This is a genomic window from Streptomyces diastatochromogenes (genome assembly GCF_002242805.1).
Lineage (GTDB): Bacteria > Actinomycetota > Actinomycetes > Streptomycetales > Streptomycetaceae > Streptomyces > Streptomyces diastatochromogenes.
In genome coordinates this window covers 132,838-154,938 of sequence record NZ_MCGQ01000027.1, presented here as the reverse complement: position 1 = coordinate 154,938, position 22,101 = coordinate 132,838, and the positions used below count along the sequence as shown (strand labels likewise).

At 72.7% G+C, this 22,101-nt stretch carries 18 protein-coding genes and 1 pseudogene; 8 read left to right on the top strand and 11 right to left on the bottom strand.

Annotation, left to right across the window (positions count from 1 at the left end):
• Positions 1-127: 127 nt before the first annotated feature.
• The 5 genes and pseudogenes from BEK98_RS29770 to BEK98_RS29750 all read right to left on the bottom strand — a co-directional run.
• Positions 128-2,284, bottom strand: a pseudogene (locus BEK98_RS29770) (glycoside hydrolase family 31 protein); the annotation flags it as partial.
• A gap of 675 nt (positions 2,285-2,959) precedes the next feature.
• Positions 2,960-3,388 carry a PaaI family thioesterase gene (locus tag BEK98_RS29765; protein ID WP_094219780.1) on the bottom strand — a complete coding sequence of 143 codons (429 nt, stop codon included), beginning with the start codon at positions 3,386-3,388 and terminating at the stop codon, positions 2,960-2,962.
• A gap of 76 nt (positions 3,389-3,464) precedes the next feature.
• Positions 3,465-3,680 (bottom strand): tautomerase family protein, encoded by a 216-nt coding sequence (locus BEK98_RS29760; RefSeq protein WP_094219779.1) that lies wholly within the window; start codon positions 3,678-3,680, stop codon positions 3,465-3,467.
• A 26-nt stretch (positions 3,681-3,706) separates the two neighbouring features.
• On the bottom strand, positions 3,707-4,615 hold the full coding sequence (locus BEK98_RS29755; RefSeq protein WP_094219778.1) for an SDR family NAD(P)-dependent oxidoreductase: 909 nt from the start codon (positions 4,613-4,615) through the stop codon (positions 3,707-3,709).
• Between the two features lie 33 nt (positions 4,616-4,648).
• Positions 4,649-5,398, bottom strand: coding sequence for an SDR family oxidoreductase (locus BEK98_RS29750; RefSeq protein ID WP_094219777.1), 750 nt, complete (start codon positions 5,396-5,398; stop codon positions 4,649-4,651).
• A gap of 140 nt (positions 5,399-5,538) precedes the next feature.
• Between BEK98_RS29750 and BEK98_RS29745 the strand changes: the two genes are divergently transcribed.
• From BEK98_RS29745 to BEK98_RS29735, 3 genes are all read left to right on the top strand, one after another.
• A complete protein-coding gene (locus tag BEK98_RS29745) occupies positions 5,539-6,408 on the top strand; it encodes a helix-turn-helix transcriptional regulator (RefSeq protein ID WP_094219776.1) in 870 nt (289 codons plus the stop codon).
• Between the two features lie 302 nt (positions 6,409-6,710).
• Entirely contained in the window at positions 6,711-7,817 is a 1,107-nt protein-coding gene (locus BEK98_RS29740; RefSeq protein WP_094219775.1) for a GNAT family N-acetyltransferase, read from the top strand.
• Positions 7,818-7,970: 153 nt separating this feature from the next.
• Positions 7,971-10,616 (top strand): beta propeller repeat protein, encoded by a 2,646-nt coding sequence (locus tag BEK98_RS29735; protein WP_094219774.1) that lies wholly within the window; start codon positions 7,971-7,973, stop codon positions 10,614-10,616.
• Between the two features lie 45 nt (positions 10,617-10,661).
• On the opposite strand, the gene BEK98_RS50230 is transcribed toward BEK98_RS29735, so the two are convergent.
• The 6 genes from BEK98_RS50230 to BEK98_RS29705 are packed head-to-tail and all read right to left on the bottom strand — an operon-like array spanning position 10,662 to position 16,154.
• Positions 10,662-11,198, bottom strand: coding sequence for a hypothetical protein (locus BEK98_RS50230; RefSeq protein ID WP_244202061.1), 537 nt, complete (start codon positions 11,196-11,198; stop codon positions 10,662-10,664).
• A gap of 45 nt (positions 11,199-11,243) precedes the next feature.
• Positions 11,244-11,996, bottom strand: coding sequence for an ABC transporter ATP-binding protein (locus BEK98_RS29725; protein WP_094219773.1), 753 nt, complete (start codon positions 11,994-11,996; stop codon positions 11,244-11,246).
• Between the two features lie 3 nt (positions 11,997-11,999).
• Complete coding sequence (gene mdlC / locus BEK98_RS29720) at positions 12,000-13,604, bottom strand: benzoylformate decarboxylase (protein WP_094219772.1); 1,605 nt, start codon at positions 13,602-13,604, stop codon at positions 12,000-12,002.
• On the bottom strand, positions 13,601-14,440 hold the full coding sequence (locus BEK98_RS29715; protein WP_094219771.1) for an ABC transporter permease: 840 nt from the start codon (positions 14,438-14,440) through the stop codon (positions 13,601-13,603). Before BEK98_RS29715 ends, mdlC begins: the two co-directional genes overlap by 4 nt.
• Positions 14,437-15,249 carry an ABC transporter permease gene (locus BEK98_RS29710; protein ID WP_094219770.1) on the bottom strand — a complete coding sequence of 271 codons (813 nt, stop codon included), beginning with the start codon at positions 15,247-15,249 and terminating at the stop codon, positions 14,437-14,439. Before BEK98_RS29710 ends, BEK98_RS29715 begins: the two co-directional genes overlap by 4 nt.
• The gene (locus BEK98_RS29705; RefSeq protein ID WP_244202060.1) at positions 15,246-16,154 is read right to left on the bottom strand and encodes an ABC transporter substrate-binding protein; all 909 of its coding nucleotides are present in this window, start codon (positions 16,152-16,154) and stop codon (positions 15,246-15,248) included. The genes BEK98_RS29710 and BEK98_RS29705 overlap by 4 nt, the downstream gene beginning before the upstream one ends.
• A 161-nt stretch (positions 16,155-16,315) precedes the next feature.
• Between BEK98_RS29705 and BEK98_RS29700 the strand changes: the two genes are divergently transcribed.
• The 5 genes from BEK98_RS29700 to BEK98_RS29680 all read left to right on the top strand — a co-directional run bounded on the left by BEK98_RS29700 (position 16,316) and on the right by BEK98_RS29680 (position 22,064).
• Positions 16,316-17,194, top strand: coding sequence for a DUF1932 domain-containing protein (locus BEK98_RS29700; RefSeq protein ID WP_094219768.1), 879 nt, complete (start codon positions 16,316-16,318; stop codon positions 17,192-17,194).
• A gap of 78 nt (positions 17,195-17,272) precedes the next feature.
• Complete coding sequence (locus BEK98_RS29695) at positions 17,273-17,974, top strand: SDR family oxidoreductase (protein ID WP_094219767.1); 702 nt, start codon at positions 17,273-17,275, stop codon at positions 17,972-17,974.
• A 148-nt stretch (positions 17,975-18,122) separates the two neighbouring features.
• Entirely contained in the window at positions 18,123-19,298 is a 1,176-nt protein-coding gene (locus BEK98_RS29690; RefSeq protein ID WP_094219766.1) for an FAD-dependent oxidoreductase, read from the top strand.
• Positions 19,299-19,411: 113 nt separating this feature from the next.
• Positions 19,412-21,223, top strand: a complete 1,812-nt coding sequence (locus BEK98_RS29685; RefSeq protein WP_094219765.1) for an RICIN domain-containing protein — start codon at positions 19,412-19,414, stop codon at positions 21,221-21,223.
• A 31-nt stretch (positions 21,224-21,254) separates the two neighbouring features.
• On the top strand, positions 21,255-22,064 hold the full coding sequence (locus BEK98_RS29680; RefSeq protein WP_208643269.1) for an inositol monophosphatase family protein: 810 nt from the start codon (positions 21,255-21,257) through the stop codon (positions 22,062-22,064).
• Positions 22,065-22,101: the final 37 nt, after the last annotated feature.

The following is a 22,101-nucleotide window of genomic DNA, read 5'->3' as shown; positions in this document are numbered from 1 at the left end:
TGTCTCCAGAGGGTGGGGGTGGGGAGTGGCCCCACCCTCCGGGAGCTGTTGCGGTCACGTCAATAAGTTGGACTAGACCAACTTGCTCTTTGGACTAGACCATACGATCTCTTTACCTCTCGTCGACCAGGTGCACGGTGAAGCCGCGGTCGAGTGGCAGGCTCGGCGTGCTGACCGTCGTCACGTGGGTGTCCGCGTCGTACGACCAGGCGGAGTCCGGCAGTTGACGCCCGTCGAGGAGCACACGCTCGGGCGCGTGATCACCATGCACGGTGAACCGGTACGTCCGCGCGTCCACCTTGCCCGCGTAGTCGCCCTTGCTCGCGCCGACCGAGACGGTCGTCCCCTGCGCGTCGGCGCGCACCGACACCCGCTGGCTCGCTGCCGCCCCCTTTGCGAAGTCACGCGTCACGCCGTCGTCCTCGTAGAGCGTGTAGCGGCTCGTGCCCCGGGCGGACGGATACAGGTCCCAGTCCAGCTCGTGCCGGTCGCGGGTCTGCCAACTCGTCGTGCCCTTGGGCCACATGGGGACGACCGCGCCCTCGCGGACGAAGAGCGGGAGTGTGTCGAGCGGGGCGTGGTAGCCGTTCAGGGTCGTCGGGCCCTGGTAGGTGCGGCCGGTCCAGTAGTCGGTCCAGGTGCCCTTGGGCAGGTAGATCCCGTCGCGGGTGTCGGAGTCCTGGTAGACCGGGGCGACCAGGAAGTCGGGGCCGGACAGGAACTCGTACTTCGCCTGCGCGCCCAGCGTGTTCGGGTCGTCCGGGTACTCCAGCCACAGCGGACGCACCGCGCCCACGCCCGTCTTCGCCGCCTGGGCGGACAACGTGTACATGTACGGCAGCAGCCGCTCCTTCAGCTGCAGGTACTTGCGGTTGACGGAGGTGTACGGCTCGCCGTCCCGCCACGGCTGCTGGTCGGCGGGCTTGCCGGTGGTGATGTCGCTGGCCCAGCCGTCCATGGTCATGATGGCCGGCAGGAACGCCTTCCACTGGAGGTCGCGCGCGTACATCTTGGGGTCGTGGCGGTAGATGCTGCCGACGTCACCGGTGTTGTACGCGATGCCGGACATGGTCGCCCCGGCGTAGGTCGGGATCTGCCAGCGGATGTAGTCCCAGGACAGCTTCTGGTCGCCGCTCCACAGCACCCCGCAGCGCTGGGCGCCCGCCCAGGACACCGGCAGCCACACGAAGCCGCGGGCGTCGCTGTTGTCCTCGATGCCCTTCTTCGCCGCGTCGCAGGCGTCCAGCGCGAACTTGTAGCCGTTGCCGACCCAGGCCACGTCCAGCTTGGCCACCCGCTGGCCGGCCTTGACCTGGTCGGCGAGCTTGTCGATGCCGTCCTGGGTCCACAGGCCGAGCTGGGCGTGGTGGTCCTGCAGCCCCTTGGCGGTCTGCTCCAGGTTCTCGTACCCGCAGCCGTAGCCGTCGTTGACCAGCATCCAGCCGAGCGGCATCTGGTTCTCGGTGTAGCCGTCGGCGATCTTCAGCGCGTCCAGGGTGTGCCGCTCGCCCCGGTTCGCGTTGTGCAGATAGCAGTCCGAGTCACCGGGTTCGAGGCCGTACACGGGCGGCATGAAGGGCTTGCCCACCAACTCGGTGTATTTGCCGATGACTTGCTTGGCGTCACCGAGGAAGTAGTAGGCGTCCAGGCGCCGTTCCTGCTGGCCGGTGGTGACCGGCGCGCCGAAGGTGTACACGCCCGGCGCGAAGGTGTTGCGGAAGACGCCGTAGCCCGCGCTGGAGAGGTAGAACGGCTGGGAGTTGTTGTAGCCGCCCTCGTTCCAGTCGAAGCTGTTGGCCACGTACATCGTCCGCCCGCGGTGCGAGAAACTGCCGTTCTGCTCGCCGCCGCCGAAGAACTGCTCGTCCGTGCCCCGCGCGAGGCTCTGCCGCATCCCGCCGGTGGACCAGCGCAGCGGCTTGTCCTCCTGCCAGATCCGGGTGCGGTTGTCGGGCTTGTACAGCCCGAACCGCAGTGGCTTCTTGTACACGCGCAGGACGGCCTCCGGGGAGCGGATGCCGTAGTAGTCGCCCGCGTCGAAGGAGGAGGTGTGCCGCTGGAGCGCGGGCTCCTCGCGCACGATGGCCGTGCCCGCCGGATCGCTCAGCGAACCCGACGGGTCCGCCTGGAGCCGGAGCTGACCTCCCGTCAGGAAGTCCGCGCGGGCGGTGAGTCCGCCCGCCTGGATCCGGTAGCTTCCGCCGCCGCCCGAGAACGACGTGAGATCGCCGGCGTCCGTGGTCGCCGGCAGATAGGCGGTGCCCGTGAAGGAGTTGTCGTGCACGTCGTACGGCACGACCAGGACGTGGTACGTCCCCGACGCCCGCGGGATCACCGTGGCCTCGGGGTCGGCGGTACCGGCGCTGGACGCCACCTGCTTGCCGTGGTCGTCGTAGACGTACAGGTCGAAGTCGTCGGAGGGCTTCTCCCACTTGATCGACAGTGGTACCCCGCCCTCGGGGTTGTCGTCCCAGTAGCCGTCCGGCACCGAGACGGTCAGGTCGAAGCGGTCGCAGGTGGTGTTGCCGGGGTCGGCGGCGGGGCAGCTCTCGGGGCCGCCGCCCGTGCCCTTGGCGTAGACCGGGCTCTGCCAGTCGACGCTGCTGTGGGCGGAGTCGAGTACGGCGCCGGCCGCTGTCGTGGCGGCCGCGGCGGGTGCCGGGGCGGTGAGCACGGGCTGGACCAGGGCGGCCGCCAGCCCCAGCGGTACCCAGGCCGGCCACGGCACACGGTGTCGGAGTCTTCGCACGGCGGAACAGCTCCCATCGCACCATCGCGGATTGACTGTCCTTGCGCTTGCTGCGCGTAAGCGCTCGAAACAAGCTTCAATCGAGCAACTTCACGCACGAAGCCTCGGGGTTGACGCAGGTTCATGTCAATACGGCGGTGCGGATCACGGCCGGGCACGACGAAGGCCGGCCCCTGCGGATGCCGGGGCCGGCCTTCGGGTCGGGGACGCTCAGTCGGTGTTCTTCCTGAGCACGATCTGGGTCTGCGTGGTCTGCCCGACCAGCCGGTCCCGGTCGTCGTGCAGGTCCGTCTGCACCACCAGGAGGGTGCCGCCCAGGTGCAGCGGGCGAGCCGTGGCACGGACGTGGCCGGAGGTGACCGCGCGCAGGAAGTTGGTCTTGGACTCCACCGTCGAGGTACCGGACGCCCCCTCGGGCAGGTTGAGGTAGGCGCACACGGCACCGACGCTGTCCGCCAGCGCCATCAGCGCTCCGCCGTGCAGCGCACCGCCCGCCGTACAGACCTGCGGCGACCAGGCCAGACTGCCGACGGTGCGCTCGGCCGTGGCCTCCCGCAGCTCGATGCCCAGCCCGGCCGCGAACGGCATCGCGGCCAGCAGGTCACCGGGCTTCGGGGGAACCGGCTCGGAGGGGGACATGGCGTACCGCCTTTCGTGGGTGCCGTGGTGCTGCGGACGGTGATCCACTGTGGTCCCGGGAGGCAGGGTGCGCCAGTCAGTCCTCGGACGACTCCTGGAGCATGGCCAGGGTCAGCACACCGCCCCCGATGCCCCAGCCGCCGTCGGCGACCTCCTCGACCAGGACCATCGTGGTGGCGCGGGCGCGCTCGCCGTAGATCTCGGCGTACAGCTCGGTGGCGCGGGTGACGATCAGCTCCTTCTGCTTCTCGTCCAGGCTTCCGGCGGGGACCTTGAAGTTCGCGAACGGCACGGTGAATCTCCTTGGTTGACGGGATGTCAGAGCGAGCTGCCGGCAGTGAGCAGATCCTCCAGTCCGGCGCGGCGGAAGAAGTCGACGCGGATCCGGTCGGCGACCGCGGACACGACCTCGCTGCCGTCGCGGCTCGGGTCGACGTGGGTGCGCAGCGGCCGCCGGCCGGCCGGCAGGTCCACCAGGCGTACGACCGCCTCGGCGACCTCGGCCACGTCCGCGTCCGACGGGACGAGCGCCCCGAGCCGCTGGTCCAGGCCCGCCAGCAGGGTGCCGTAGCGCTCGTCGTACGCGTCGGCGCGCCCGGTGTCGGCGGGTGTGCCCGCGTGCGCGAAGTGGTTGGTCCCGGAGGTGAAGGCGCCGGGGACGACGATCGCGGTGTCGATGCCGAACCGGACCAGCTCGGCCGCGTAACTGACCGCCAGCGCGTCCATCGCGGCCTTCGCGGCGAAGTACGGCGCCAGGAAGGGCGGGCAGCCGCCCCTGGTGCTGGAGCTGCCGATCCACACCAGCAGGCCCTGGCCGCGCCCCCGCAGGTGGGGCAGCGCGGCCCGGTTGACGCGCTGGGCGCCGAGCACGTTGACGTCGTACAACTGGGCCAGTTGCTCGGGGGTGAAGGCCTCGGCGGGCCCGGTGACCATGTGGCCCGCGTTGTGCACCAGCACGTCCAGGCGGCCCTCGGCCGCCAGGACCTGGGCGACGGCCGCGTCGGCCGAGTCCTGGGAGGTGACGTCGAGGTCGGCCGCGTGCAGGGCCACGCCGTGCTCGGCCGCGTACCGGTCCAGTGCGGCCACGGCGGGCCCGTTGCGGGTGGCCGTCTGCCGGATGCCCGCGTAGACGGTGTGACCGGCGTCGGCGAGAGCGCGCACGGTCAGCGCGCCGAAACCGCTGGAGGCGCCGGTGACCAGGACGGTCAGGGGAGTGTCGGTGGTCATGATTCCTCGCAGAAGGGGAGTGGTGAGGGGGTGTCAGACGATGCCGCCGTTGGCGCGCACGACCTGCCCGTTGACCCAGTGGCCGGCCGGGGAGGCCAGGAAGGCCACCACCTCGGCGATGTCGGCGGGCGTGCCGAGCCGCTCCAGCGGGGGCTGGGCGGCCAGCCTGGCGACGGTCTCCTGGTCCTTGCCGTCCAGGAACAGATCGGTGGCCGTGGGCCCGGGGGCGACCGCGTTCACGGTGACGTCCCGGCCGCGCAGCTCCCGGGCCAGGACCATGGTCATCGCCTCGACCGCGCCCTTACTGGCGCTGTAGGCGCCGTAGGCCGGGAAGGACAGGCCCACCACGGAGGTGGAGAAGGCGATGAACGAGCCGCCCCGGCGCAGCGTCCGGGCCGCCTGCCGGGCGACCACGAACGTGCCGCGGATGTTGGTGCGGTGCATGGCGTCCAGTTCCGCCAGGTCCAGCTCGGCGATCGGCGCGAGATACATCCGGCCGGCCGCGTGGACCACGGCGTCGACCCCGCCGAACTCGCGGGCGGCCGTCTCGAACAGCTCGGCGACCTGGCCTTCGTCGGCGACGTCGGCCCGGACGGCGACCGCTCGGCCGCCGGCCGCGGTGACGTCCTGGACGGCCGCCTCGGCCAGGTCGCGGTTGCCCGCGTACCCGACCACCACGGCGTAGCCGTCCGCGGCGAGCCGGGTCACCGTCTCGCGGCCGATGCCGCGGGAGCCGCCGGTGACGATCGCGACGCGGGTGGCCGCGGTTTCCTGCGTGGACATGGGAACTCCTGAGTGCCGGAGGGGTTGGTTCCTGGGTGCGCCTCCAGCCTGGGCCGCCGTCCGGACGGCAGCCACGGCTCACCTCACCCTGGGGTCGGCAACCCCTGGTTCCGCGCCGGGGCAGGGGAGACCATGGGGGCGTGAACCACTCGGAGCTGGCCGCCTTCCTGAAGTCCCGCCGTGACCGGATCCGTCCGGCCGACGTCGGTCTGCCCGCCGGGCCCCGCCGCCGGGTCCCGGGCCTCAGGCGCGAGGAGGTCGCGCAGCTGGCCGGGCTCTCCGCCGACTACTACACCGAGCTGGAACGCGGTCGCGGCGCCCAGCCCTCCGCACAGGTGCTGGCCGCCCTCGCCCGCGCGCTGCGGCTGAACGGCGACGAACGCGACCACCTCTTCCACCTCGCCGACCGCCCCGTGCCGACCGCCCACGGCACCGCGGCACACGCCCAGCCCGCCCTGCTCGGCCTGCTGGACCGGCTCACCACCACCCCGGCCCAGATCATCAACGACCTGCACGAGACCCTCGCCCAGAACCCCCTCGCCCTGGCGCTCCTCGGCCCGCCCCCAACCACCCGGGGCCCCGAGGCGAGCTTCGTCCACCGCTGGTTCACCGACCCCGGCGCCCGCGCCGTCTACCCCGTCGAGGACCACCCGCACCACTCGCGGGTCTTCGTCGCCGACCTTCAGGCGGTCGCCGCCCGCCGGGCCAAGGACGCCGAGGTCACCCGCATGGTTGCCGCGCTGCGCCGCCGCAGTGCGGAGTTCGCCGCGCTCTGGGAGCAGCGGGACGTGGCCCTGCGCCGTACCGACCACAAACGGATCGTCCACCCTTCGCTCGGCGTCATCGAACTGGACTGCCACAACCTGTTCAGCGAGGACGGCCGTCAGCGCCTGCTGTGGTTCAGCGCCCCGCCGGGCACCGAGGGCGCCGCACAGCTGGACCTGCTGTCGGTGATCGGCACCCAGGACCTGACGGCGGGCGTGGACCGATCGGAGCGGCGGCCGGGCTGAGGGCGAGGGGGGCGTGCACTTCACGCCATGCATCCCGACTCGTCACCGATGTCCGCAGACCCGTGGCGGACCATCTGTCGCCTGAGGCACCCTTGACAGTGTGCGTACGGTTTCGCGACGTTTGAGCATTACGCACACGGCGGGGAGTCAACGTCAGCAGAAACGATGGCAGGACGCGCTCGGCGCGTCATGGGGGGAGCGGTCGCCCATGCGATCCATGAGCCAGGGTCCACACGCCTCACCGGCCCGCGCCGCACGCGACAGATCACTCGCGGAGCCGGCGGAAGGGCGGTCGAGCTGACGTGGAGATCACCATCCACAGACCCGGTGACCTGACCTCCGCACTGCGCGGGGCCTGGCACCGGGCGATGGACGAGTCGCCCGAGTACGCCAACCCGTTCCTGGCCCCGGAGTTCACCATCGGGGTCGGCCGGCAGCGGCGCGGGACGCGGGTGGCGGTCCTGCGGGAGGGCGGCGAACCCGTCGGTTTCTTCCCGTACGAGCGAGGGCCCCTGGGCACCGGCCGGGCCGTCGGACTCGGGCTGTCCGACTGCCAGGCCCTGGTGCACCGGCCCGGCGTCACCTGGGACACCGGGGAGCTGCTGCGCGCCTGCGGGCTCAGCGTCTTCGAGTTCGACCATCTCGTCCAGGAACAGCGGCCGTTCGCCCCCCACGTCACCGGCACCTTCGCGTCACCGGTGATCGACGTGAAGCCCGGCGACGGCGGCTACGCGGAGTGGCTGCGCGGCGCCTACCCGGGGCTGGCCAAGACGACGCTGAAGAAGGAACGCCGACTGGGGCGCGACCTCGGCGAGGTGCGGTTCGAGTTCGACGAGCGGGACCCGCGGGCCCTGCGCACGCTCATGGAATGGAAGTCCGCCCAGTACCGCCGCACGGGACGGATGGACCGCTTCTCGCGGCCCTGGATCGTGGACCTGGTGGACCACCTCTTCCATGTCCGCGAGGAGCACTTCACCGGCGTGCTGTCCGTGCTGTACGCCGGTGACCGACCGGTCGCCGCGCACTTCGGCCCACGCTCCAGCACGGTCCTGGCGGCCTGGTTCACCGCGTACGACCCCGAACTGCACTACTACTCGCCCGGGTTGATGATGCACCTGAGGACCGCCGAGGCGGCCGCCCGCAACGGGGTGACCCTGGTCGACCTGGGCCGCGGCGACAAGGAGTACAAGGACTGGCTCAAGACCCGTGAACTGCGGGTCGGCGAGGGCTTCGCCGCCCGCGCGCACCCCGTGGCCATGGCCCGGCGGCTGTGGCGCAGACCGGTACGCGGCCTGCGCAACACGGTCCTGGCCCACCCCCGGCTGCGCGAGCCCGCCGACCGCCTGCTGAGGACGGCGGGCCGGCTGCGCACCCAGAGCCTGTCCGGCGCATCAGCTCGCAGGGAGTGACGCCACCTGGCGCCGGCCGCGCTGGAAAATCGTGGGCCGGACGGTCATCTACTGGCAGGTTCTTGTCAAAAACGCGCCAAGTGGCGGACGTTCCCCCGTCCGCGTGGTCGGGTCTCCTGCGACGGCAGTCGATGCCCCTCTGGGAGGTCCCCGTTGTCCCTGCCCACCCGCAGAAGACGGTGGTTCACCGTCTGTGCGCTCACCGCCTCCGCCGCGCTCGTCGCGATACCCCCGTCCGCCGCCTCCGGTCGCGGCGGCGTCAGCCCCTTCGGAGTCCGTACGCTCGGCCAACTCGCCAAGGAGCGAGAGCAGTCGGTGGGCAAGAGCATGTCCCCGCACCTGCAGGCCGATGACGACGACGGCAACGAGGCGGACGAGATCGCCGAGGGCGCCGACCAGTACGCCGAGGCCCGCACCTCACCCGGTGTCGTCGCACCGGGTGCCTACGGCGCCGCCTGGCGCGGCCTCCGGAATCTGCCGAGCACGGACGGCAGGTGGCGCAACATCACCGACCTGCCGTACGACTCCGACGACCCGCGCTACCGCGACATCGACTCCAACTCCAGCGGCGGCTCGGGCGACGTGACCGGCCGGATGGCCGCCCTCGCGGCCGACGACGACGGCTACGTCTACGCGGGCAGCGCCGGCGGCGGAGTCTGGCGCTCGCGCAGCGGAGGCGGCCACTGGCAGCCCATCAGCGACCGGCTGCCCGCGCAGTCCACCGGTGCCCTCGCCCTCGACGGCGCGGGCCGGCTGTGGCTGGGCACCGGCGAGGCCACCACCAACGCCGACGCCTACCTCGGCAGCGGCGTCTACGTCCTGGCCCACCCGCACCACGGCACGTTCTCCGCGCGCCGCAGGGTCGGCGGCGACGAACTGGAGAGCACCACCATCCACGAGCTGCGCTTCGGCGGCGGCACGGTGTGGGCGGCCACCAGCGAGGGCGTCTGGAGCCACTCCACGAAGAAGCTGAGCGGCCCCTGGAAGCTGGAGTTCGCGCCCAACCCCGACTATCTGCCGGGCGGTTCGAAAGCCGGCGATCCGAGCGCCCCGTACAAGAACATCGCCAACGACATCGCCATCGACCCCAAGGACCCGTCCAAGGTGGTCCTGGCCGTCGGCTGGCGCAGCGGCGACGACTACAACGGCTTCTACAGCCGCACCGACGGCACCTGGACGCGGATCACCGGCGGCCTCGGCGACCTGCCGGGCGACGCCGACAACGTCGGCAACGTCACCTTCGCCCGCTCCGCCGACGGCTCCCGCTACTACGCCATCGAGCAGTCGCCGGAGCAGCTGGCCACCAACCCGGACAGCGGCCTGGAGGGCATCTTCGTCTCCAAGTCGGGCTCCCCGACCGGCCCCTGGACGAAGATCGCCGACTACAAGGGCCTGGCCGCCGACAACTCGGCGCTGACCACGGCCGGTTACATGCCGGGCGTGCAGGCCTGGTACAACCAGTTCCTCACCGTCGACCCCGGCGACCCGCAGCACGTGTACGCCGGTCTCGAGGAGGTCTACGAGACCAAGGACGGCGGCACCACCTGGTCCACCGTCGGCCCGTACTGGAACTTCCCCTTCTCCTGCTGGAGCATCGACCCCGCCGAGCAGACCGGCGACTGCCACCAGACCACCCACTCCGACCAGCACGGCGTGGCGATCGGCCGCTACCACGGCAAGTCCTACGTGTACGTCGGCAACGACGGCGGCGTCTACAAGCGCCCGGTCGCCGGCTCCCAGGACGCCTCCGGCCACGCCACCGACTGGACGTCCCTCAACGACGGCACCATCGACACCCTCCAGTACTACTCCGTCGGCATCGGCAAGGACCTCGACCACGGCGGCCTGACCGTCACCGGCGGCCTGCAGGACAACGGCCAGTCCGTCCTGCGCGGCAACGACAAGGTCATGGGCTCCAACTTCGGCGGCGACGGCGGCGACACCCTCACCGACCCCGCCAACGGCTGTGACATCGCCCAGGAGTACGTCTACCTCGCCGTCCAGGTCACCCAGAACTGCGCCGTCAACGACGGCAGTTGGACCACCGACGCGAGCAAGGCCACCTCGTACGGCGTCGCCCCGCCCGACAACGCCACCAGCGAGGCCCGCTTCATCGCCCCGCTCGCGACGGATCTGAAGAACGGCTCCACCTGGATCGCCGGCGGCCGCCACATCTGGGTGCAGACCCATGGCTACGCCATCCGCAGCGGCTCCGAGTGGACCAGCGTCCACGACTTCGGTGCCGGACGCGTCGCGACCGCCGTCGCGGCCTCCGGCGGGAAGATCTACGCCGCCTGGTGCGGACCGTGCAACAACCAGGGCTTCGCCCGGGGCATCGCCGTCGGCAACGCGGACGGCACCGGCTGGCACGACATCACCCTGCCCGTCGACGGGACCGTACCCAACCGCTACCTCAGCGGCTTCGCCGTCGACCCGAAGAACGCCGACCACGTCTTCCTCGCGGTCAACGGCTTCTCCCGGCACTGGACCGAGGGCCCGGGCGCGGGCGTCGGCCATGTCTTCGAGTCCACGGACGGCGGCACCACCTGGAAGGACATCTCGGCGAACCTCCCCGACGTGCCCACCGACTCCGCGCTGGTGACGGCGGACGGCGGCCTTGCCGTCGCCACCGACCTCGGCGTCGTCTACCGGGCCCCGGGCCGTACGAGCTGGCAGCGCGTCGGCGACCTCCCGGCCGTCGCCGTCCTCCAGCTCAAGACCAGCCCCGACGGTGGCACCCTGTACGCGGCCACCCACGGCCGAGGCATCTACACCATCAGGCTCCGCGACCTCGACTGATCGGCGCGGACGAGTGAGGAACGGGTGATTCCGCCGCCGGCGGGGTCACCCGTTCTGCGGATACGGCACCACGTTCACGTCCAGCGTGAAGACGCCTCGCGGGGCACCCGCCACGTCCGGTGCCTTCGCGGAGACGGTGACCCGGGCGGCTCCGCCCCGGGTGCCCGCGCAGCGCAGGGTGGCGTGCGCGGTGCCGTCCGCGTCCACCTGCCAGCCGGCGGGCACGACGAGGGCGGGCGCGGAACTCACCACGCCGGTCCAGCGCTTGTCGTCCACCCGTGGCCGAAGAACGAGGGTCACCACTGCGCCGGGCCGTACGCACAGCCGCCGGACCCGGGTACCGGGGGAGACGGTGACCTGTACGTGCCCGGCGGCACAGCTTGCGGGCGACGCGGCCGACGCGGCCGACGCGGACGCGGCGGACGTGGGTGTGGCCGCACCGCCGGACGAGGCGGAGGCGCCCGCCGGTGAGCCCCTCCCGGACGTCCCCGTACCCGCCGCCCCGCCCCCGCCGGCCGGCGCCCCGCACCCCGCCAGCACGACGACCGCGGCCACCGCGCACCCCACGGCCCACCACCGCATGCCCACACCTCCCGGCCTCCCGGTACGCCTCCCAGGATGCCCGCCTCAGTCGCCCTGCCGCACCGCCCGGCCCACCTCCGTGCGCAGCGCCACGAAGGCGGGCAGGCCCCGCGTGGTGAGCTGGTCGCGCTTGCCGGGCAGGCCGACCGGCACGTCCTGGACGACGCGGGAGCCGGGGCCGGGGGAGAGGACGACGACGCGGTCGCCGACGTACACGCTCTCGTCGATGTCGTGGGTGACGAACACGATGGTCGTGCCGTCGGCGCGGTGCACTTCGAGGAGCAGGTCCTCCAGGTCCTCGCGGGTACGGGCGTCGAGGGAACCGAACGGCTCGTCCATGAGCAGGAGGGAGGGGCGGCAGACCAGCGCGCGGGCGATGGCGACGCGCTGCTGCATGCCGCCGGAGAGCTGCCGGGGATGCCGGCGGGCCACCCCGTGCAGGCCGACGCGTTCCAGGATGGCCTCGGCCTCGGCGTGCCGGGCGGCCCGGCGAGGGCCCCGGCGCCGCAGCGGCAGGGCCACGTTGTCGCGGACGGTGAGCCAGGGCAGCAGCGAGCGGCCGTAGTCCTGGAACACGACCGCGAGCCGGTCGGGCACGCCGGCCACCGGGGTGCCGTCGATCGTGATCGTGCCCTCGTCCGCGGGCAGCAGCCCGGCGATGGTGCGCAGCAGCGTGGACTTTCCGCAGCCGGACGGACCGACCACGCTCAGCAGTTGGCCGTCGGGCACGGTGAGTTCGATGCGGTCCAGTACGAGGTGGTCGCCGAAGCTCCGGGTCACCGAGTCGAGGCGCAGCATCCGTCACCCGGCCCAGGGCTCGTAGAGGGTGCCCGCGCTGCCGGCCACTCGCAGCTGGAGCAGGAACGGGCCCGCGTCGTCGCGCCGGCCCAGGGCGTGGTCCAGGGCGGCCGGCAGCTCGTCGGGGTGCTCGGCGCGGGCCGCCGGGCAGCCGAACGACTCGGCGAGGGCCGCGAAGTCGATGCCGCCGATGTCCGTACCGGGGACGGGCTCGACACCGATCCGGCGGCCCAGCGCGCGGACGGCCGCGTAACCGCCGTTGTCGAGCAGGACGTAGGTGACCGGCGCCGCGTACCGGGCCGCGCTCCACAGTGCCTGCACGGAGTAGAGCGCGGAGCCGTCGCCGACCACGCACACCAGCCGGCGCCGGTCGGCGAGCGCGCGGCCGACCGCCAGCGGCAGACCCCAGCCGAGCGCTCCGCTGCCCGTGGTGAGGAAGCCGCCGCTCATGCCGACGGGTACGCGCGCGTGGAGGGCGTCGCGGTGACTGGGGGCTTCCTCGACGAGCACCCGGTCACGCGGGAGGCGGGCGCTGAGCAGGTCGAAGAACAGCTCCGGGGTGATGTGCCGCCCGGCGCGGGCGGCCGGGGGCGCGGGGCGGGGCGGTGGCGGGTCGCGGTCCGCTTCCTTCAGCAGCTCCGTGAGCCGGGTGAGGGCGGGCCGCAGGGTCGTCAGGATGCTGGTGCCGGTGGGCAGCCAGGCGGCCTGACCCGGATCGCTGTCCAGGTGGAACAGCTCGGTGCCCGGCGCGAGCGGCGGCCCGTCGTCGCTCACGTGGTAGGTGAACACCGGAGCGCCCAGGGCCACCACCACGTCGTACGGCGCCAGGCGCGCGGCCAGCGGACCGGCGACCGGGGGCAGGAACCCTTGGAACAGCGGGTGCGCCTCAGGGAACCCGGAGCGGCCGGAGAGGGGGCTGATCCACACCCCGGCGCGGATCCGCTCGGCCAGCGCCCGGACCTCCTCCAGTGCGTCCTCGTCGTCCACACCGGGGCCGACCACCAGGGCCGGGCGGGTACAGGAGCCGAGCCGGGCGGCGAGCGCGGCCAGGGCGTCCGGGCCGGCCGTGAACGCGGAGTGCACCGTGCGGGGCGTGACGGGCTCGGCGGGCCGGTCCCAGTCGTCCTCGGGCACGGAGACGAAGACCGGGCCGCGCGGATGCGTCATCGCGATCCGGTACGCCTCGGCGAGCACGGCCGGCACGTCCTCGGCCCGCTCCGGCTGGCGGGCGGACTTCACGTACGGGCGCGGGAACAGGGCGGGTTCGTCGGCGCCGAGGAACGGCCGCAGCTGGATCAGCGAGCGCGCCTGCTGCCCCGCCACGATCACCAGCGGCACCCGGTCGCGGAAGGCGTTGAAGACGGCGCCGAGCGCGTGCCCCACCCCGCCGGCCGAGTGCAGGCTGACGAAGGCCGCGCGCCGGGTGCCGAGGGCGTGTCCGGCCGCCATGCCCACGGCGGTCGACTCCTGGAGCCCGAGCACATAGGTGAAGTCGTCCGGCCAGTCGCGGAGCATCCGCAGTTCCGTGGAGCCCGGATTGCCGAAGACGGTGGTCATGCCGGTGTCGCGCAGGAACCGGACCACCGCGTCGCGCACCGTTGTCGTCACGCTGCCCTCCCTGGGCCGATGAGCCGCCTCTCGACCGCGAGCAGCCCGGTGTTGAGGACGTATCCGAGTACGCCGAGCAGCATGAGCGCGGCCCACACGGTGAGCAGATCGGAGCGCGACTGGGCGTCGGTGAGCGTGAAGCCGATCCCGTCGGCGGTGCCCGGCAGCAGCTCCGAGAAGACCATCAGGATCAGGGACAGCGACAGGCTCAGCCTGAGGCCGGCGAAGATCCGGGGCAGCGCGGACGGCAGGACGAGGAACCACAGCCGCTCCGGCCCGGTCAGCCGCAGCACCGCCGCCACCTCCAGCCGCAGCGGGTCGGTGGCCCGGGCGCCCTCCGCCGTGTTGACCAGCACGGGCCACACGGCGCTGAACGCGATCGACGCCACCTGCATCGGCGTACCGAAGTCGAGGACGACGACGAACACCGGCACCAGGGCGGGCGGCGGGACGGCCCGCGCGAACTGGAGCACCGGGTTGCACAGCGCGTACGCCCGGCGCGAGCGGCCCACCGCGAGGCCCAGCAGGATCCCGGCGACGGCGGCGATCGCGAAGCCGGCCGCCATCCGGCCGAGGCTGGGCAGGACGTTGTCGACGGCCGCCGTGGTGAGGAAGACATGCCCCACGGGCCCGGAGAACCACAGGTCGTGGGCGTGGCGGGCGATGCGGAGCGGCGGCGGGAAGTACACGCTGCCCTGGCTGCGGGCGGCCGCCTCCCAGCAGGCGACGGCGAGCAGCAGCACCGACCAGCGCAGCAGAAAGGGTACGGCGGTACGGGCCCGGTGGGTCGCGGAGCCGCGCGGGATCCGGCGGCCGAACCGCGCCTGTGCCGTCACGCTCGGACCCCTTGCCGCTCGGGCCCGAACCGCCGCTGTGCGTCCCGGGGTTCATGGGCCCACGCGAACAGCCGCCGCTCCGCGCCGACCAGAACCCCGTTGATCACCAGCCCGAGGGTCCCCGCCCACAGGACGCCCGCCAGGACGTCCCGGGTGCCGTCCGTGGCCGTCTCGGCCTGGGCGATGAAGATGCCCAGCCCGTCGCCGAACCCGGAGAGGATCTCCGAGGCGACGGCCAGGATCAGGGCGACCGCGGCGGAGATCCGCACCCCGGCGGCGATGAACGGGGCGGTGCCCGGCAGTTCCACCCGCAGCAGCACCCCGAGCCGTCCGAAGCCGAAGGCCCGCAGGGTGTCCTTGGCCAGGGGATCGGTCTCGGCGAGGCCGTACACGGTGTTGAACAGCACCGGCCACACGGACGCGTACGCGATCAGCGTCACCTCCGCACCGGTGCCCGAACCGAGCAGCAGCGACACCAGGGGGATCAGCGCGACGGAGGGCAACGGCCGCAGGAACTCCACCACCGCGCGCACGGCGGTGTCGAGGACCGGCACCGTGCCCAGCAGCAGCCCCAGCGGTACGGCGATCGCACAGGCGAGGCCGAGGCCCAGCGCCCAGGCCCGCAGCGTGGCCCCGATCCCGTCGAGGAAGGCTCCGTCACCCGCCAACTGTGCGGCGCGGGCCAGGACTTCGGAGGCGGGCGGCAGATAGCTGCGCCGGACGATCCCGGCCCGGCTGACCGCCTCGCAGGCGCCGAAGGCCAGCGCCGCGCCGAGGACGCCGAGCAGGAGCTCCCGACGCCGGGTCATCGGGCCAGCAGGGGCGCCGGGTCGAGGTCCTTCTCCAGCAGGCCCTGGTCACGCATGAGCCGGACGAGCCGGCGCAGCTGTGCGGGGTCGGCGGTCGCCGGATACGTGGGCAGGTGGATCGCCTTGGCCTGGTCCGCGGTCACCTTGGTGTACTTCGGCAGCTCCGCGCGTACGGCACCCGGGTCCTGGGCGGCGATCTTCGAGGCCGCCTCGATGGCGCGCCGGAAGCCCGCCGCCGCCTTCGGGTGCTTCTGCACGAAGTCGCGCGTGGTGATGTACCCGCTGGCGGGCAGGCCCTGCACGGGCGGTGAGTCGCCGTCCAGGAGCACCCGGGCGCCCAACTCGCCCCGGATCGCGCTGTCGAAGGGCTCGACGGCGTGCACGGCGTCCACCTGGCCCCGTTCCAGAGCGGGGCCCATCTGCGGGAAGAGGATCTGTCGGTACACGGGCCGGCCGGCACCCTTGGCGTCGAGGATCGCGTTCAGGGTGAGCGACTGGATGTTGTTGAGCACGGCGACGGCGACCTTCTTGCCCGCGAGGTCCGCCGGAGTCCTGATGGCGGAGTCCTTGGGCACCAGGACGTCCATCATGTGCGGGGCGATCCGGACGCCCTCGGCGAGGATGCGCAGGTCCAGGGTGCCCTTCTCGTACGCCTGGAGGTAGGTGACGTAGTTCGCGCTCGCGATCACGCTCACCTGGCCCTTGATCAGCGCGGGCAGCGCCTGGATGCTCTGCTGCACGGGCCGGATGCGCACGTCCAGGCCCTCCTTGGCGAACAGTCCCCGGTCCCGGGCGAGATAGAGGGCCGCCGAGTCGGTGAGCGGCAGCGCCGCCACGGTCAGCTCCTGCCGCCCGTGGTCGGAGGAGGAGCTTCCGTTCTGACAGCCCACGAGGATGAGTGCCACGGCGGCGATGACCGCCGCGAACCTGGTTCGTCCCGATCGTGATCGACGTAACGGCATACGGGCATGCGTACCCGCGATTGTCATGATCGCTACATACGGGCAGCGGTTTTCGGCGGCCTTCGGAGAAGGGCGAGGCGCCGGCGCGGCGTTAGGGTCCCGGCATGACTGGGCGAGACGTGGGAATCGTGCACCCCGGTGCCATGGGCGCGGGCGTGGCGGCGCAGGCCGTGATGGCGGGAGCAAGGGTGTGGTGGGTGCCGGAAGGGCGCTCGGCGGCCACCCGGGAGCGGGCCGCCGAGGCCGGGCTGCGCCCCGCCGCCGACCTGGCGGAGCTGGCGGGGACGTGTGACGTCGTCCTGAGCGTGTGCCCGCCCGCCGCCGCGCTCGACGTGGCCCGGCAGATCGCGGCCACCGGATTTCGCGGGATCTACGTCGACGCCAACGCGATCAGCCCTGGGGCGACGGCGGAGATCGGCGCCCTCTTCCAGGGCGGCGCGGTCACCGTGGTGGACGGCGGAATCACCGGCCCGCCTCCCCGCGCGGCAGCACTGACCAGGCTCTATCTCTCGGGAGACGCGGCAGCCGTCGAGGAGGTCTCGGCGCTGTTCGCCGGCACCCTGCTCACCCCGGTCGCGCTGGACGGGCCCCTCGGGCGGGCGTCCGCGCTCAAACTGGCCTTCGCCGCCTACAACAAGATCTCGTACGCCCTGGCCGCCCAGGCCCTCGCCCTCGCCGACGGCCACGGCGTGCTGGACGACCTGCTGGACCTGGCGGCCCACCTGCTGCCCGGCACCCCGCTGGCGCGGCCGGAACAGCTGGCGAGTTCCGGGCCGCGCGCCTGGCGCTGGGAGCCGGAGATGCGGGAGATCGCCCGGGCCTGGCGGGACACCGGACTGCCCGGCACCTTCGCCGACGCGGCGGCCGAGACCTTCGATCGCTGGCACGCCCACAAGGACGACCCGACGGTGACCGTAGCCCGGCTCCTCGCGGACCTGACCCAGGAGCGGACCGTGCGCGAGCCGCCCACCGCGCACCCCTGAGGCACCCCGCCTTGAGTCGGGAAACCGATCGGTTTACGATGGTGGAAACCGATCGGTTTCACCTGTCTGGAGACTGCCATGACCGCACTCAAGAACTCCGTCGTCCTCGTCACCGGTGGCAGCCGGGGCATCGGGAAGGCCCTCGTCGAGGAGCTGTACACGCGGGGAGCCGGGAAGGTGTACGCCACCGCCCGCGACCCGCGCACCGTCACCCACCCCGACGCCGTCCCGCTGCACCTGGAGGTCACCGACCCCGCCTCGGTGGCGGCCCTGGCCGAGCAGGCGCCGGACGTGACCGTGCTGATCAACAACGCCGGAGCCTCGACCGGCGCCCGTGTGCTCAGCTCGCCGCTGGAGGACGTCCGCCGCGAGTTCGAGATCAACTACTACGGCCCGCTGCTCCTCACCCGCGCCTTCGTGCCGGTCATCGAGCGCAACGGCGGCGGCCACATCCTCAACGTCCACTCCGCCCTGTCCTGGCTCGCCGACGGCAGCAGCTACAGCTCCACCAAGGCCGCCCTGTGGTCGCAGACCAACAGCCTGCGCCTGGAACTCCGGTCCCGCGGCATCCAGGTGACGGGCCTTCACATGGCGTACGTCGACACCGACATGACGTCCGGGCTCGACGCCCCGAAGGCCAGTGCCCACGACATCGCCGTGGCCGCCCTCGACGGCATCGAGTCCGGGGCGTACGAGGTGCTCGGCGACGACACCACCCGCTGGGTCAAGTCGGTCCTCTCGCAGGACCTCACGGCGATGTACCAGCAGCTCGCCCAGTGAGCCCGGAGTCCGGTCGGGTCCAGGGGCGTGGCGCGGGCCAGGCCTGCGGGCGCGACCGGATGTGACACCGCGTTCTTGCCCGCACGCCGTTCATGGCGTACCTGTGCCACCGGCCGAGGTACCCGAACGGGACGGTGGGGTGGATCCGATGGCACGCATACTGGTGATCGGCGGTGGCATCGCGGGCACGGCGGCCGCGCTGGGCCTGCACAAGGCCGGACACGACGTCGCCCTCTTCGAGGCACACCCCGACACCGCCGAGGACATCGGCGCCTTCCTGACCCTGGCGACGAACGGCATGCGCGCCCTGGCCCAGCTCGACGCCACGGACGCCGTCACCGCCGTCGGTTTTCCGCTGACTTCCCTGCGCCTGCTCGACAGCGGGGGCACGGAGGTGACGCGCGCCCCGCTCGCCGGGGCGCACGACCCCGCCCTGCGCTACCGCTGCCTGCGGCGCGGCGAGCTGAACGCGGCCCTGCAGACCGAGGCGGCCCGGCGCGGCATGGCCCTGCGCCACGGCACCCGCCTGGTGTCCGTGGACGACCGCCCCGACGGCGTCACCGCCCACTTCGCCGACGGCGGCACCGCCACCGGAGACCTGCTGATCGGCGCCGACGGCCTCAACTCCGCCGTGCGCCGGCAGGTCGCCGCCCTCGCGGCGCAGCCCCGGTACGCGGGCCAGCGCGTCTTCTACGGCTACACGGACGGCACCCCCGCGGCCGACGACACCGGAGCCATCACCATGGTGCGCGGCAGCGAATCCGCCTTCGGGTACACGGTCTCGCCGACGGGGGAGACGTACTGGTTCGCCCGGGTCGCCGGCGACCCGCTGCCCACCGGCGGGCCCGCGCACCGCACGGCCGCCGACCGGCGCGAGGAACTGCTCCCCGTCCTGCGCAGGGACGCCACCCCCGCCGGCGACATCGTCGCGGCCTGCGCCGACCGCATCATGGTCGTCGACGCCGCCGAGATGCCGCTCGGCACCCCCTGGCATGTGGGCCGCGTCCTCCTCATCGGCGACGCGGCCCACGCGGCCTCCCCGGCCACCGGACAGGGCGCCTCGATGGCGCTGGAGGACGCCGTCGTCCTCGCCAAGGCCCTGCGCGACACCCCCGACCCGGGCACCGCGTTCGCCGTCTACGAGCAGCACCGCCGCCCGCGCGTCGAGCACAACATCACCGTCAGCGGCGGCATCTCCCGCGGCACCCACACCCCCGCACGCGATGGCTCCGCGGCTCCCGGCGCCTCTCGTGTCGATGACGCGCTGATCCGCCAACTGGCCTGGGAGACACCGCTCCCGGCCGGCGCGGACGGCGTGCGCTGAACGGCACCCCGCCGGGAAAGTGCAAGAGGCGGAGCACGGGAGTCCATTGCCGGAGCAACCGCCGGGCCCGGATCGTTCCGGTGCAACCGGCCCTTCGGCAACAAGGAGCACCCGTGCGACTGTTGAGCAGAGCAGGCGGCGCCCTGGCCGCGGCCGCCGCCCTGGCCCTGGGCGGCGGCACACCGGCCCCGGCGTCCGCCGCGCCCCCGTCCGCCGACGCGACCTACCGCGTGAGCGTCGGGACCCCGGTGCCGTTCACCCACCCCACGGACACCCCCGCCACCCCGTACACCGACAAGGACGGCACCTTCCACTACCAGCAGTCCGCCGCCCTCTACGGCGCCAAGGACCCGCGTACCTGGGACTTCTACACCGGCAGGGACTTCGACTCCGCGGCCTTCGACAAGACGCTGAGCAAGGCGGTCAACCCCGCCAACTCCGCCGACCGCAACGACGACACCACCTGGCGGTGCAACAACAGCCCGACCGGCCGCGAGGCGACGTACGCCCCGAGCGGCTCCGGCTACGCCCAGAAGAACTACTGCGACCTGTCCGGGGTATGGATCGACCCCGACACCGGTGCCTGGTACGGACTGGTGCACAACGAGTTCACCCCGCAGCCCTTCGGCGACGGGCTGCACTACGACGCCATCGACTACGCGGTCTCCACCGACCGCGGCCGCACCTGGACCATCAAGGACCACGTCCTCACGTCCCCGTACAGCACCGAGCGCCAGGACACGACCGCCTTCCCGAACCAGACGTACTCCTACGGCGACGGCGACCAGCGCCTCTTCGTCGACACCGCCTCCGGCTACTTCTACGTCTATTACGGCTCCCGGATCATCGACAAGAGCGGTGGCTGGAAGGCGTTCTACGAGCACGTGGCCCGCGCCCCGATCTCCGCGAAGATGGCCCCCGGCTCCTGGCGCAAGTGGTACGACGGCGCGTGGTCGCAGCCCGGCACCGGCGGCAAGGAGAGCGACATCGTCCCCGTCGACGCCGACCACCCCACCGGCTACACCCCCGCCTCCGCCGAGTACGACCCGGCCAACACCGGCACCGCCGCCCAGCAGATCGCGGCCGGCAAGATGCCCCCGACCTCGCCGCTGTTCGTCATGAACATCGCCTACGACGCCTACCTCGGCCTGTACATCGGCGAACCGCAGGCCGTCGACCAGAGCGGCGACTCACCGCAGTACCTCTACGCCACCGACGACCTGACCACCCAGAAGTGGCACCTCGTCGGGGACACCGGCGGCTACACCAACGCCTCCTGGTACCGCTGGTTCCTCGACAGCGCCAACCGCACCAGCTCCACCGTCGTCGGCAGGACCTTCCGCTCGTACTGCTCCTTCGGCTGCTCCCACGACTCCTCCGGCGAGTACGTCGACGTCACCATCGACTCCGACCGGCCGGCCGTGCCACCGGTGGACACCGGCCGCCGCTACCGGATCACCGCCGGCACGGGCCGGGTCCTCGCCCAGAGTTCCGGCGGCTCCGCCACGACGTCCGTCGCGTCCCCCACCGGCTCCGCCCGGGAGTCGTGGACCTTCACCGCCACCGGCGACGGCGCCTTCACCCTCGCCAACGCCGCGAGCGGCCGTCTGCTGGGCGTCGACTCCGCCGCCACCGCCGGCCGTGCCTGGGGCGCCCGGCCGACCGTCACCGCGGCACCGGCCGGCGGGCCGGCCGTCGGTCAGCAGTGGTTCCTGATCCACGGCTCCTCCGGCGACGGCGGCTACCGTCTGGTCAACCGCTACAGCGGCCTCGTCCTCGCCCTGTCCGGAACCTCCGGCCGACGCGCCGAGACCACTCCGGCGCGCAACTGGACGGACACCAGCGGCAGTTCCGTCGGCGGCGGCCGCACCCCGGCCGAGCAGACCCTGTCCCTCACCCCGACCGGGCAGGCACGGACCAGCTGAGCACGAGCGCGGCTATCCTGCGCGCATGGGGATGATCAACTCGGCGTCGGACGCCCGACTCGCCCTCACGGCGGCACAGGCGGGCGCGGCCGTGGTCCGCGAGATGTACGGCGGACGGCTGGCCCGCTTCGACAAGTCCGCCGGTGACTTCGCGACGGAGGCGGACCTCGCGGCCGAGAAGAGCATCGTCGACGTACTGCGCGCCGCCCGGCCCGGCGACGCCGTGACGGGTGAGGAGAGCGGAAGCAGCGGCGCCGTGGCAGCACGGCGCCGCTGGCTGGTCGACCCGCTGTGCGGCACCCTCAACTACGCGGTGCGGAACATGCTGGTGGGGGTGAACGTGGCCCTGCGGGTGGACGACGGGATCACGGCGGCCGCGACGGCCGACCCGTTCAGCGGCGAGGTGTTCTGGACCGACGGGCACCGAGCCCGCGTCCGACGCGACGGCGGGGACGAGGAGTTGGCGCCCTCGCCCGAATCCCGGCTGGTGGACGTCAACCTCGACCCGCCGTTCCCCAACGCCCCCGGCTTCCGGGCGGTCCGGCTCCTCGCCGACCCGGAGTTCATACGGCTGTTCCGGCCGCGGGTGGTCTCCACGACGGTCGCGGTCGCCTGGGTGGCCGCCGGCCGCCGCGCCGCGTACGTCACCGACGGCGACCTGCGCGACAGCGTGCACTTCGCCGCCGGCATCGCCCTGTGCCGGGCCGCCGGCTGCACGGTCACCGACCTCCACGGTGAGCCCGTGTACACCGGCGCGGGCGGGCTGATCGCGGCGGCCGACGCCGAGACGCACGCCGCCCTGCTGAACATGGTCAACGGACAGGCGTCACACGAAAGTTGAAGGATTCGGATTCCGAAGGCTTGTCGCGCGCTTGGCT